Origin of the sequence: Ensifer adhaerens (genome assembly GCF_000697965.2) — a bacterium.
Taxonomy (GTDB): Bacteria; Pseudomonadota; Alphaproteobacteria; order Rhizobiales; family Rhizobiaceae; genus Ensifer; species Ensifer adhaerens.
Window position 1 is genome coordinate 2,562,660 of the sequence record NZ_CP015880.1, and the last position, 12,833, is coordinate 2,575,492.

Below are 12,833 nucleotides of genomic sequence, written 5' to 3' on the forward strand. Positions count from 1 at the left end.
GCTCGCCTCAGGCCAGCTCTTCGTTGCCGCCAACCGCAATGAACTTCTGGTCGATGTGCGGCAGCGGCTCGTCATCGATTGCCGCTTCGAATGCGCGCAGGCGCTTGTAGATCGACAACAGTTCGACGATCGTCGGCCAGGACGAAACTAGGTACTGAAATGACGACGACACCTGCCCGAAAGCATTCGAGATCTGGTTCAACGCACCAAGCGCAACCTTGCCGGCGATGATCGAAGGCACGATGATCACCAGCGAAAAGATACCATTGATCTGCAAATAGAAAATGCGGGCAACGTTGAAGTACAAATAGTGGAAATAGAGCCGGAAGTAGTTCCGGCGAACGTTATCGAAGAGATCGGCGACCGTCGGCGGTTGGGCGCGATCAGCATGGTCCTCACCATAAACCAGCTCTTTGCGGTAGGCAGCTTCCACGCGCTGGTTGCGGAACTCGAGGCCCGGCAGCTTGATACCAACGAGAGCCAGGAACACCGTACCGAACAGCGACCAAAGTATAGCGGACGTAACGAGCGGATACGGGATGACGCCAATGAGCGGCAATTCGGTGACGTGCGACTCGAGCCGGATCAAGACCGGCATGAACGCTATCAACGTCATCACACTATCGATCAGGCTAACGCCAAGCCCTTCCACTGTAGTGGAAAAGCGCATCGTGTCTTCCTGCACGCGCTGCGAGGCCCCTTCGATATGGCGCAGCTTGTCCCAGTTGGCCATGTAGTATTCGTTCATCGCTGTTCGCCAACGGAAGATGTAGTGACTGACGAAAAAGCGTGTGATGACCCCGACCGCGACCGCGACCATGGCGATGCCGAGAAAGACGGAGATTTCTCCGTAGACTTCCGCTGCAGGAACCACCTTGGTCTTCGCAATGATTGCCTGGATCATATCCCAGAACGGGCCGTACCAGTTGTTGATTGCGACGCTGACCTGCACCTGAAAATAGGTGACGAAGAGGATGAGTGCCGAGCCGAGGATCGACCAGTTCTGCCAACGGTGCGGCGAGTAGACGTACCAGAAAGCGGCAAACAGCCCGACGACAAGCGCGAAATAGAGGTAGAACCAGATGAAGGCCGGCGACCAGAAGGCAGAGATGCCGGTGATCGGCGGCGCATCCGCGGCCAAAGGCGGCATTCCGAAGACGGCACCCAGCTGTTCGCCACCGCCATACCAGAAGGCTACGGCAACCAGCGACCAGACGACAAAAGATATGAAGAAGAGCTTCGGCTTCGGAAAGAAGGATAGGAACAAGTGCGGCACTCTCGTTTCGGTGGAGACGAACAACTCGCCTCCCGAAGCGCCGAAACTAGGGCAAAGCGCCGTCGTCAACAATCGGGTAATGTAAACGTTACTGTTATTTCATCCAGGCGCGCGCCGGTGCCGGAGGGTCTTTTTTCGCCGCTGCTCAGGCCCTCAATGCCTGTGAAATCCGCTTCAGCTCGACGACGATGACCCCACCGCACAGGAAAAGAACGGCAGCCGCGATCAAGGTTGGTGCGGCGAAGCTGCCGGTGCGCTCCGCAAGCCAGCCGGCGACCAGCGGACCGACGATTTGCCCAATACCGAAAGCAGCCGTCATCAACGCAAGCGCCTTGCGCGGGCTCTCGGGCGCCAGCTTCCGGCCGATCTGCAGGCCATAAGCAGTGATCATCATGAAGGTTGCGCCGAGCATCAGGCCGCCGGCAAGCGGCGCATAGGGCAAAGGCAGGCTGACCGTCAGCACCAGCCCGACCGCCTCGACCAGAAGGCCGATCGCGTAGACACCGGCAAGACCGAAGCGCGGCACGGCAAAGCGCCAGAGATAGACGGAGAGCGCTGCGGCAAGCCCCGTTAGCAGCCAGGCGAGAAATTCGATGCTGTGGCCGCCGCTCGGATCGCGCGCCATGGTGACGAGGAAGGTTGCGGTGATCACGTAGCCGAAGCCGAAGAGCGCATAGGTGAACGTCACTACGGTCAGCGGCCGCGTCCAGCGCAGCGGCCTTTCGCGCACCGGACCAGAACCGGACGACGGAACGCCGGGAAGAAGTGCGGCAACGACGATCGTCCCGACCAATCCGACCAGCGCGCCGGTAAACCAGTCGCCCATGGAGGTCGTCAGGCCGGCGTGACCCGCGATCGGGTTCGCCCAGACGCAAAGCGATGAAAACGCGATACCGAGGCCGACGCCGCCAAAGTGAACGGCCGGCACGTGTTCCGAGCGCGCGAGCACGCCATGGCCGAGCACGATGCCGGAGATGAAGATCATCGCAAAGGCGCTGGCAAGGCCGGCGAGGAAACGGATCAGCGCCAGCACGACGACGGAGGACGAGAGGCCCATGGCCGCCAGCAGAGCCGTCGTGGCGACGAGCGACAGCAGACCGATCCGCCGCTCGTGCCCATGGGCCCAGCCATAGGCCGCAAGAATGGCGCCGGCGAGATAGCCGACGAAATTGGCCGAGGCGATGAGCCCGGCATCACCCGGCGACAGGCCGAGATCCACCATCATCGCCGGCAGGATCGGCGTATAGGAGAAGCGTCCGAAGCCCATGGCGACGGCCATGGCGATGGCGCCGGCGGTTGCCGTGGCGGAGATGTTGGTCTGCAGCGGTCGGTCGAGCGTGGTCATATCATTTTATTGCGCCGCAACACGACGCACGACAAACGACAATAATTGAAGGATCTATTGAAGAAATCGAACGATCGCCGATTTCAATGGCTTAGACCAATCGCCTAAAAGGTGAGGTGCACCACATCACGGCGGCAGATCATGCATCGCGGCGATGGAGCAAAAAATCGTCTGGAGGACGACGGAGGCTGCAGGCCGCCGCCGTATCCCTGGGTCAGCCCGGTAGTGTCACCACCAGCGGCCCGCCGCGGGTGACGACAACTGTGTGCTCATACTGCACCGTCGGCGCGCGCGGGTCGCTGTAGAGCGTCCAGTCGTCGTTGCCGCCCTCGGCCCATTGCGCGCCCATCGACAGGAAGGGTTCGACGGTGAAGACCATGCCGTCGGTCATCCGGCGACGTTCGCGCGGATCCGGCCAGGTGGCGATCTCGGTCGGCTCCTCGTGCAGCGAGCGGCCGATGCCGTGGCTGGCGAGATTGGTGACAAGCGAATAGCGGTTCTTGCGGGCGAAGTCGCCGATCGCGTTGCCGATGGCAGCCAGCGGCTGGTCGGGGCGCACCTGCTTGAGGCCCACCCACATCGCCCGCTTGCCATCGCGGCAGAGCCGGTCGATCGCGGCCGTGACCGGCGGTACCGGGAACGAGGCGCCGGTATCGGCAAAGATGCCGTCCTTTTCGGCCGAGACGTCGATGTTGACGAGATCGCCGGCCTTGATCACGCGGTTGCCGGGAATGCCGTGGGCGATTTCCTCGTTGACGCTGATGCATGTGGCACCAGGAAACTGGTAGCAGAGTTCGGGCGCCGAGCGTGCGCCGGCCTCTTCCAGTACCTTGCGGCCGATCGCATCGAGTTCCGCAGTGGTAATGCCGGGCTCGAGCGCCTCGCCCATCGTCTGCAGGGCATTGGCGCAGATGCGGCCGATTTCCTTCAGCCGCAGCAGATCTTCTTCGTTGTTGAGGGTCATCCGTGTCTCGCTTTCGCGCTCACATGTAGCGTGTCGCAACGCGTTATGCCAGCGTCGAGCGGGACGACCGGAGCCGGGCCCCAGCCCCGGTCGTCGAATGGTCAGACGGAGGCCGCCGCTGCTGCCCTTTCCTCGGCCAACGCCTGGCGCACGAGCGGCGCCACCCTGGTGCCGTAGAGTTCGATGCCGCGCATGATCTGGTCGTGCGGCATCGGACCGATCGCCATCTGCAGCAGGAAGCGATCGTTACGGAACAGCTTCCAGTTCTCGACGATCTTCTCGGCCACCGTTTCCGGATCACCGAGGAAGAGGTTGCCGGAGGGGCTGCGCGCCTGGTCGAAATGCGCCCGGTTCGTCGGTCCCCAGCCGCGCTCGCGGCCGATGCGGTTCATCACTTCCGCCTGCGGCCCGTAGAACTGGTCGGCGGCAAGATCGGTCGTATCGGCGATGAAGCCGTGCACGTTGATGCTGGTCTTCAGCCTGGCGGCGTCCTGGCCGGCACGCCGGGCCGCCTCGCGGTAGAGATCGAACAGCGGCGCAAACCGGCGCGGCTCTCCGCCGATGATCGCAAGCGCCACCGGCAGGCCGAGCGCACCCGCGCGGGCCACCGATTGCGGCGTGCCGCCTACGGCGATCCAGAGCGGCAGCACCTCCTGCAGCGGCCGCGGATAGACGCCGCGATCATGGATCGCCGGCCGCATCTCGCCGGCCCACGAGACCTTTTCGCTTTCGCGCAGCGCCATCAGGAGGTCGAGCTTTTCGGCAAAGAGCTGGTCGTAGTCATCGAGCGACTGGCCGAAGAGCGGGAAGGATTCGATGAACGACCCGCGACCGGCCATGATCTCGGCGCGGCCGCCCGAGATCAGATCAAGGGTCGAGAATTGCTGGAAGACGCGTACGGGATCGTCCGAGCTCAACACCGTGACGGCACTGGTCAGCCGGATATTCTTCGTTTTTGCCGCTGCGGCCGCGAGGATGACCGCCGGCGCGGAGGCCGCGTAGTCAGGCCGATGGTGTTCGCCGAGCCCGAAAACATCGAGGCCAACCTGATCTGCAAGCTCGATTTCCTCGAGAAGGTTCTTGAGGCGACGCTGGCCCTCCATGCCCTTGTGATCCGCGTTCGGATCGACATCCGCAAATGTGTAAAGCCCGAGTTCCATGAGGTCTGTCCTTTTTCTGTTTGCACAACAGATAGTTGGCGCACACATGAGCAGCAAATGCGCATCCGGGAAACGCTGTGTTTCCCGGATGCATACGAACGAGACCTTACCCTCTCGGTAGACCGTCAAGCAGGACGTCGAGGCCCTTCCGGAACGTGCCATCCCAATCGCTGTCCAGGAGCAGGCGCGTGCGCTCGATCGTCGGGTAGCGTTCGCTGAGCGCCGAGAGGCGCTTCTGTCCGGCAGCCTGGTCGGCGTGCGAAAGCGCGAAGCTCGCCCGGGTGACGGTGGCGCCGAGCACGTAGTTCCAGAGCGACCAGATCGCGACATTCATGTCCGCGTCGGCAACGCCGGCTCTCGACAGCACCTCGCTCATGGTTTCCAGGCGGCCGAGTACATTCGCGCCGAGCGCCCGGCGCGGCAGCAGCGACGCCGACCAGGGATGGCGCAGCATGATTGCGCGCCAGTCTTCGAGCATGTGAACCACATCCCTGCGCCAGTCCTCGGGCTCGATCCTTTGCGGGGGGGCGCGATAGGCAAACACCGCATCGAGCGCCAGGTCGAAAACCTCCTCCTTGTTGGCGACATGCCAATAGAGGCTCATGACGCCCGCACCGAGACGGTCGGCGAGACGGCGCATCTTCAAGCCGTCGATACCCTCGGCGTCCAGCAATTCGACCGCAGTCGCCACGATGCGCTCCAGAGACAGGGACGGCTCGCCGCCCGGCTTCTTCCCGGCCTGGGCTGCCGACTCTATCCGCTGGGAGCGTTTGCCCTGCCCGCCGTTCCCTTTCGCCGCCATGCGTCTTCCTTGCTGATTGGAGTGTCGATTTACGCCGACAACGCGCCGGATGTCGATCCTGAACGATTGACTCGTACGGCGTACGATGTAAATGAGTCGTACGCTGTACGAGTCAATAGCAAGAGCGTCGGCGAAAGGTCAAACCTGCAGGCCTGCAAGCGGCATCGCGCGCAGACCTCGGAGACGAGAGAACACCATGTCACGCGCAATCAGACATCTCATGATCGGAGGACTCATCATCATGACTACGGGCGTTTCCACGGCGGCCACCGCGAGCGAGCAGGCGGCCAAGCTGACGGTCGTCAACCCCAAGAACCTCTACGACCCGACGCCGCATGGCTATAGCACCGCGGTGATCGTGCCTGCCGGGGCACGGGTGGCCTACATTTCAGGACAGGGCGGCCAGGATAGCACCGGCGGCCTGTCTCCCGACTTCGCGGTTCAGGTCAAGCAGGCCTATGCCAATCTGGGCGCAGCGCTCGAGGGGCTCGGCGCAAGGCCGGACCAGGTCGCCAAGCTCACCATCTTCGTGGTCGACCACGACATGTCCAAGCTCGAGGTCCTGACCGGCAGCGTCAAGGAAATGTTCGGCGCGACGCTGCCGGCGCAGACACTGGTACCCGTGCCCAAGCTGGCGGTCGACGGCATGCTGTTCGAGGTGGAAGCGGTCGCTGTCATCGACTGACGGCGGCCCGGTTTGCGGCACCGCGCGTCGGCCCGGAAGGCAGAGTATGGTCGGGAGAAACGGACGCGCGGCGAAAATCGCCGCTCGCCCGGCTCTTAGCTCAGCGTCCTTTTGACCGCGTTGCGCCAACCCTTGAACTTGGCCTTACGCGTCTTTTCGTCCATGGCGGGCTCGAAGCGGCGGTCGCGTGCCCAGGACTTGGCAAAGTCTTCCTGCTTCGGCCAGACGCCGGCGCGGCTGCCGGCAAGCCAGGCGACGCCGAGCGCAGTCGTTTCCAGGATGACGGGCCGATCGACCGGCGCGTCGAGCAGGTCGGAAAGCCGCTGCATCGTCCAGTCGGAGGCAACCATGCCGCCGTCGACGCGCAGAACCGTCTCCTTGCCGTTGCTGCGCCAGTCCTTGTGCATCGCCTCAAGCAAGTCGCGCGTCTGGTAACAGACGGCTTCGAGTGCCGCGCGGGCAAACTCCGCCGGACCGGTGTTGCGGGTCATGCCGAAGATCGCGCCGCGCGCGTCCGGATCCCAATGCGGCGCGCCGAGCCCGGTGAAGGCCGGCACGAGATAGACGTCCTGCGTCGGATCGGCGCTTGCGGCAAGCGTCCCGGTATCGGGCGCAGCCTTGATCACCTTCAGCCCGTCGCGCAGCCATTGCACCGCAGCACCCGCGACGAAGATCGAGCCTTCGAGCGCATAGGTGGTTTCGCCATCAAGCTTGTAGGCAATGGTGGTGAGCAACCGGTTCTTCGAACGCACCATGTCCTTGCCGGTGTTGAGCAGTGCGAAGCAGCCGGTGCCATAGGTGGATTTCAACATGCCCGGCTTGAAGCAGGCCTGGCCGATGGTCGCCGCCTGCTGGTCGCCGGCAACGCCGAGGATCGGGATCGCCGCGCCGAAAAGTGCGGTATCGGTAACGCCGAAATCGGCGGCGCAATCCTTGACCTCGGGCAGCATGGCGCGCGGCACCTTGAGGATCTTCAGAAGCTCGTCGTCCCAGGCATTTTCGGCGATGTTATAGAGCAGCGTGCGCGAGGCGTTGGTCGCGTCGGTCACGAAGGATTTGCCGCCGGTCAGCCGCCAGATGAGGAAGGTATCGATGGTGCCGAAGCAGAGTTCGCCCTTGGCGGCGCGGGCCTGCGCCCTGTCGATGTTGGTCAGCAGCCAGTTGAGCTTGGTACCGGAGAAATAGGGATCGAGCAGCAGGCCCGTCTTCCGGGTGAAAGTCTTTTCCAGCCCCTGCTTCTTCAGCCGATCACAATAGGAGGCGGTGCGACGGTCCTGCCAGACGATGGCGTTGTGAATGGGATTGCCGGTCTTGCGATCCCAGACGACGACGGTTTCGCGCTGGTTGGTGATGCCGATCGCCGAAAGGTCGCCGGCCTTGATGCCGGCCTTGGCGATAGCGTCCTCAACCGTCGAAAGCACCGTTTGCCAGATTTCCTCGGGATCGTGTTCGACCCACCCGGATTTCGGAAAATACTGCTTGAATTCCTTGTGGCTGGCCCCGGCGATCTGCTGCTGACCGTCGAAGATGATCGCCCGGCTCGAGGTCGTACCCTGATCGATCGCGAGAATATATCCGCCCATATGCCCCTCCCCGGCCACACGCATGTTTGTTCACCCGGCCTTGAAGGCGGGATCTCATTTCGAAAACTTCAATACGATGGCAAAACGAATGTCAAACGAAAACAAAACGCAACCGCCGACTTCGCCATTCCCCTCCTCAACTCTGCGGTCCCGATCCCAAAAACACAATTGTCAGCGCCGGCGTTTTCCGCGTAGGCTGGCGCTGTTGCGCCGCAACAAAGCAGTGCGCGGCGCCACAAAGGGAGAGAGCAGCAATGACGAAAACAGCGGTCATCACCGGTTCGACGAGCGGCATCGGGCTTGCGATCGCCAAGGCCTTCGCCAAGGGTGGCGCCAATATCGTGCTGAACGGCTTCGGTAGCCCGGACGAAATCAAGAAGGCGACGGACGACGTGAGCGCGCTGACGACAGGAACGGTCGTCTATCATGCCGCCGACATGACGAAGCCAGCCGAGATCGCCGATCTGATCACCACGGCGACGACCCGCTTCGGCGGCGTCGATATCCTCGTCAACAATGCCGGTATCCAATATGTCGAGAAGGTCGAGGATTTCCCGATCGAGCAATGGGACCGCATCATCGCGATCAACCTCTCCTCGTCCTTCCACACGATCCGCGCCGCTATTCCCGGCATGAAGGCGAAGGGTTGGGGCCGCATCATCAACATCGCCTCGGCCCATGGCCTCGTCGCCTCGCCCTTCAAGGCGGCCTATGTGGCGGCGAAGCACGGCGTTCTCGGTCTGACGAAGACCGTGGCGCTCGAAGTGGCCGAAAGCGGAATCACCGCGAACTCGATCTGCCCGGGCTACGTGCTGACGCCGCTCGTCGAAAAGCAGATCCCCGATCAAGCCCGCACCCGCGGCATCACCGAGCAGCAGGTGATCAACGACGTGATGCTGAAGGGGCAGCCGACGAAGAAGTTCATCACCGTCGAACAGGTCGCAGCCCTTGCCGTCTATCTCGCCGGCGACGACGCGGCACAGATCACCGGCACCCATGTGTCGATGGACGGCGGTTGGACGGCGCAGTAACGGCCGACATTCGTCAAGTGGTCGGCAGCGCGGACCGGATGCCCCCCGCGCTGCCCGCATGGCGTGCAAAAGTCCGCCCAGCCCTTTGCTTTTCTGCATAACCACCTAAGATCAAAGTGATTTCAGGACGTATGCAGCAGCAGGGAATGAATGGCATGCCCCAACCGACCGGTTCAATCAGCTTCATCCTCAACGACCGCGAGGTCGCTCTTTCCGACATCGCACCGACAACGACGCTGCTCGACTATCTGCGGCTGGAACGCCGGCTGACCGGCACCAAGGAAGGTTGTGCGGAGGGCGACTGCGGCGCCTGCACCGTGCTCGTCGGGCGGCTGGTCAGCGACCGGCTCGTCTATGAGAGCGTCAACGCCTGCATCCGCTTCCTCGGCTCGCTGCAGGCAACCCATGTCGTCACCGTCGAGCATCTCGCCGGTCCGGATGGCACGCTGCATCCGGTGCAGCAGGCAATGGTCGATTTTCACGGCTCGCAATGCGGCTTCTGCACGCCCGGCTTCGTCATGTCGCTCTATGGCCTCTGGCTTGGCAACGACAGCCCCAGCCGCGCCGATATCGAAAAGGCGCTGCAGGGCAATCTCTGTCGCTGCACCGGTTATGAGCCCATCGTGCGCGCGGCCGAAGCGGCGGCAGAGGCGCGCCCCTCCGACATCTTCGATCCGATCACCAGGGAGCGGGAAACGATCACCATCAGGCTGAAGGCGCTGGCACCGACGGAAACGATCACACTCCGCCAGGGCGAATATTGTCTGATCGTGCCGGCCGACGGCAGTGGCCTGGCGGAAGCACTCGCCGACCATCCCGGGGCGACGGTCGTTGCCGGCTCCACCGATGTCGGCCTCTGGGTGACGAAGCAGATGCGGGCGATCAACCCGGTGATCTTCATCAACGGCATCACCGAATTGCAGCAGATCGAGGAAACCGCGGACGGCCTGATTATCGGCGCCGGCGTCAGCTACACCATGGCCTATGCCGCCCTCGCCAAGACGTTTCTCGGGCTCGGTCCGCTGATCAACCGCATCGGCGGCGAACAGGTGCGCAACATGGGCACGATCGGCGGCAATATCGCTAACGGCTCACCGATCGGCGACAGTCCGCCGCCCCTGATCGTGCTTGGCGCGACGGTGACCCTGCGCTCGACCGCCGGTCGGCGGACGTTGCCGCTCGAATCCTTCTTCATCGCTTATGGCAAGCAGGATCGCCAACCCGGCGAATTCGTCGAAAGCATCTTCGTGCCGCGCCTGCCGGCGGGCGATCTCTTTGCCGCCTACAAGATCTCCAAGCGCCGCGACGAAGATATCTCCGCGCTGCTTGGCGCGTTCCGTCTATCGGTGGATGGCGGCATCGTCCGCTCCGCCCGCATCGCCTTCGGCGGCATGGCCGCGACGCCCAAGCGCGCCAGCAACGTCGAGGCGGCGCTGATCGGCAAGCCATGGACCGAGGAAACGGTCCGCGCCGCGCAAGCCGCCTTCGAGAGCGATTACCAGCCGCTCACCGACTGGCGGGCAACGAGCGACTACCGCATGCTTGCGGCGAAGAACCTTCTGATGCGTTTCTTCCTGGAAAGCGGCGGCGAGCCGGCGCAACTGGTTCGCTTTGCTGCGGGAGGCCGATAGTCATGGACAAATCCACCTTCGAGGAACGCAAGACGATCCGCGGCGAGATGCATGTTTCCCAGCGTCACGACAGCGCCCACAAGCATGTCTCCGGCACCGCCGACTACATCGACGACATGCCCGAGCCGGCGGGCACGCTGCATGGCGCGCTTGGCATGACCGACCGGGCGCATGCGGAAATCACCGCCATGGACCTTTCGGCCGTCGCCGCCGTGCCCGGTGTCATGCTGGTGCTGACCGCCAAGGACATGCCGCATTCCAACGACATCAGCCCGAGCCACCTGCATGACGAGCCGGTGCTTGCCGATGGCCTCGTGCAGTTTCATGGCCAGCCGGCCTTCGCCGTGATTGCAGAAACCCGTGACATCGCCCGTCGGGCGGCAAGGCTCGCCAAGATCACCTATCGCGACCTGCCGCATTTCACCGACATTCTCGATGCCGTCGCCCATGGCGGGCAGTTGGTCACCCAGCCGCTCACGCTGCAGCGCGGCGATGCCGAGGCGGAGCTGGAAAAGGCGCCACGGCGGCTCAAAGGCAGCATGCGCGTCGGCGGACAGGAGCATTTCTACCTCGAAGGCCATATCGCCCTTGCCATTCCCGGCGAGGACGACGAGGTCACCGTCTGGTCCTCGACCCAGCATCCGAGCGAGATCCAGCACATGGTCTCGCACGTGCTCGGCGTGCCCTCCAATGCGGTGACCGTGAACGTGCGCCGCATGGGTGGTGGCTTCGGCGGCAAGGAAACGCAAGGAAACCAGTTCGCAGCCCTTGCCGCGGTCGCGGCGAAGAAGCTCAACCGCGCCGTCAAGTTCCGCCCGGATCGCGACGAGGACATGACGGCAACCGGCAAGCGCCACGACTTCCTCGTCGATTACGACGTCGGCTTCGACGACGAGGGCCGCATCCATGCGGTCCATGCCAACTACGCGGCGCGCTGCGGCTACTCTTCGGACCTCTCCGGCCCGGTCACAGACCGTGCGCTGTTCCATGCGGACAGCTCCTATTTCTATCCGCATGTGAAGCTCACCTCACAGCCGCTGAAGACCAACACGGTCTCAAACACCGCTTATCGTGGCTTCGGCGGCCCGCAAGGCATGGTCGGCGGCGAGCGCATCATCGAGGAAATCGCCTACCAGCTCGGCAAGGATCCGCTCGAAATCCGCAAGCTGAATTTCTATGGCGACAAGGGCTCCGGCCGCGATGTCACGCCCTACCATCAGCAGGTCGAAGACAACATCATCGCGCAGATCGTCGCGGAGCTGGAAGAAAGCGCCGACTATCAGGCGCGCCGTCAGGCGATCCTCGCGTTCAATCGGGAAAGCCGCGTCATCCGCAAGGGCATCGCGCTGACGCCGGTGAAGTTCGGCATCTCCTTCACCATGACCGCCTTCAACCAGGCGGGCGCGCTTGTGCATATCTACCAGGACGGCTCGATCCACCTCAACCACGGCGGCACCGAGATGGGCCAAGGCCTCTACATCAAGGTCGCGCAGGTGATCGCCGACAGCTTCCAGGTCGACCTCGACCGCGTTCGCATCACTGCGACGACGACCGGCAAGGTGCCGAACACGTCGGCGACCGCCGCCTCTTCGGGCTCTGACTTGAACGGCATGGCCGCCTTCGACGCCGCGCGCCAGATCAAGGACCGTCTCGTCGGTTTCGCCTGCGAGCGCTGGCAGACGACGCCCGAGAATGTCAGCTTCGTCGCCAACCACGTGAAGATCGGCGAGGAGCTGATCCCCTTCCCTGAATTCATCAAGCAGGCCTATATGGGCCGTATCCAGCTTTCGGCCGCCGGCTACTACAAGACGCCGAAGATCCACTGGGATCGAGCCAGCGGCCGCGGCACACCCTTCTATTACTTCGCCTATGGCGCTGCGGTTTCGGAGGTTTCGATCGACACGCTGACCGGCGAATACATGGTCGACCGGGTCGACGTGCTGCACGACGTCGGCCGTTCGCTCAATCCGGCGATCGACCTCGGTCAGATCGAGGGCGGCTTCGTGCAAGGGATGGGCTGGCTGACGACGGAAGAGCTCTGGTGGGACGACAAGGGACGGCTTCGCACGCACGCCCCCTCCACCTACAAGATCCCCCTTGCCTCCGACCGGCCGAAGATCTTCAACGTCAAGCTTGCCGAATGGTCGAGCAACGCCGAGAAGACCATTGGCCGCTCCAAGGCGGTGGGAGAGCCGCCCTTCATGCTGCCGATCTCGGTTCTGGAAGCCCTGTCGATGGCGGTGGCGAGTGTCGCCGACTACCGCGAGTGCCCGCGGCTCGATGCTCCGGCAACACCGGAGCGTGTGCTGATGGCCGTCGAACGTCTGCGCAATCGCTGACAGCCATCACGATTTGC

Annotated in this window: 10 protein-coding genes; 4 read left to right on the top strand and 6 right to left on the bottom strand. The window is 63.3% G+C overall.

Going from position 1 to position 12,833, the window contains the following annotated elements; all coding sequences use genetic code 11:
- Positions 1-7: 7 nt before the first annotated feature.
- From sbmA to FA04_RS12435, 5 genes are all read right to left on the bottom strand, one after another.
- A complete protein-coding gene (gene sbmA, locus FA04_RS12415) occupies positions 8-1,267 on the bottom strand; it encodes a peptide antibiotic transporter SbmA (RefSeq protein ID WP_034789080.1) in 1,260 nt (419 codons plus the stop codon).
- Between the two features lie 154 nt (positions 1,268-1,421).
- Positions 1,422-2,621, bottom strand: coding sequence for an MFS transporter (locus FA04_RS12420; protein ID WP_167550696.1), 1,200 nt, complete (start codon positions 2,619-2,621; stop codon positions 1,422-1,424).
- A gap of 214 nt (positions 2,622-2,835) precedes the next feature.
- The gene (map, locus tag FA04_RS12425) at positions 2,836-3,585 is read right to left on the bottom strand and encodes a type I methionyl aminopeptidase (protein WP_034788960.1); all 750 of its coding nucleotides are present in this window, start codon (positions 3,583-3,585) and stop codon (positions 2,836-2,838) included.
- A gap of 101 nt (positions 3,586-3,686) precedes the next feature.
- Entirely contained in the window at positions 3,687-4,745 is a 1,059-nt protein-coding gene (locus tag FA04_RS12430) for an LLM class flavin-dependent oxidoreductase (RefSeq protein WP_034788963.1), read from the bottom strand.
- Between the two features lie 106 nt (positions 4,746-4,851).
- Positions 4,852-5,547 carry a TetR/AcrR family transcriptional regulator C-terminal domain-containing protein gene (locus FA04_RS12435; RefSeq protein ID WP_034788966.1) on the bottom strand — a complete coding sequence of 232 codons (696 nt, stop codon included), beginning with the start codon at positions 5,545-5,547 and terminating at the stop codon, positions 4,852-4,854.
- Positions 5,548-5,743: 196 nt separating this feature from the next.
- Between FA04_RS12435 and FA04_RS12440 the strand changes: the two genes are divergently transcribed.
- Positions 5,744-6,232, top strand: coding sequence for a RidA family protein (locus FA04_RS12440; protein ID WP_034788969.1), 489 nt, complete (start codon positions 5,744-5,746; stop codon positions 6,230-6,232).
- A gap of 95 nt (positions 6,233-6,327) precedes the next feature.
- Here the strand turns inward: FA04_RS12440 and glpK are convergent, their stop codons facing one another.
- The gene (gene glpK / locus FA04_RS12445; RefSeq protein WP_034788970.1) at positions 6,328-7,815 is read right to left on the bottom strand and encodes a glycerol kinase GlpK; all 1,488 of its coding nucleotides are present in this window, start codon (positions 7,813-7,815) and stop codon (positions 6,328-6,330) included.
- Positions 7,816-8,069: 254 nt separating this feature from the next.
- Here glpK and FA04_RS12450 point away from each other — a divergent pair, with 254 nt between their 5' ends.
- The 3 genes from FA04_RS12450 (at position 8,070) to xdhB (ending at position 12,816) form a co-directional block, all read left to right on the top strand.
- Complete coding sequence (locus FA04_RS12450; RefSeq protein ID WP_034788972.1) at positions 8,070-8,846, top strand: 3-hydroxybutyrate dehydrogenase; 777 nt, start codon at positions 8,070-8,072, stop codon at positions 8,844-8,846.
- Between the two features lie 155 nt (positions 8,847-9,001).
- On the top strand, positions 9,002-10,477 hold the full coding sequence (xdhA, locus tag FA04_RS12455; protein ID WP_034789086.1) for a xanthine dehydrogenase small subunit: 1,476 nt from the start codon (positions 9,002-9,004) through the stop codon (positions 10,475-10,477).
- Positions 10,478-10,479: 2 nt separating this feature from the next.
- The gene (gene xdhB / locus FA04_RS12460; protein WP_034788974.1) at positions 10,480-12,816 is read left to right on the top strand and encodes a xanthine dehydrogenase molybdopterin binding subunit; all 2,337 of its coding nucleotides are present in this window, start codon (positions 10,480-10,482) and stop codon (positions 12,814-12,816) included.
- Positions 12,817-12,833: the final 17 nt, after the last annotated feature.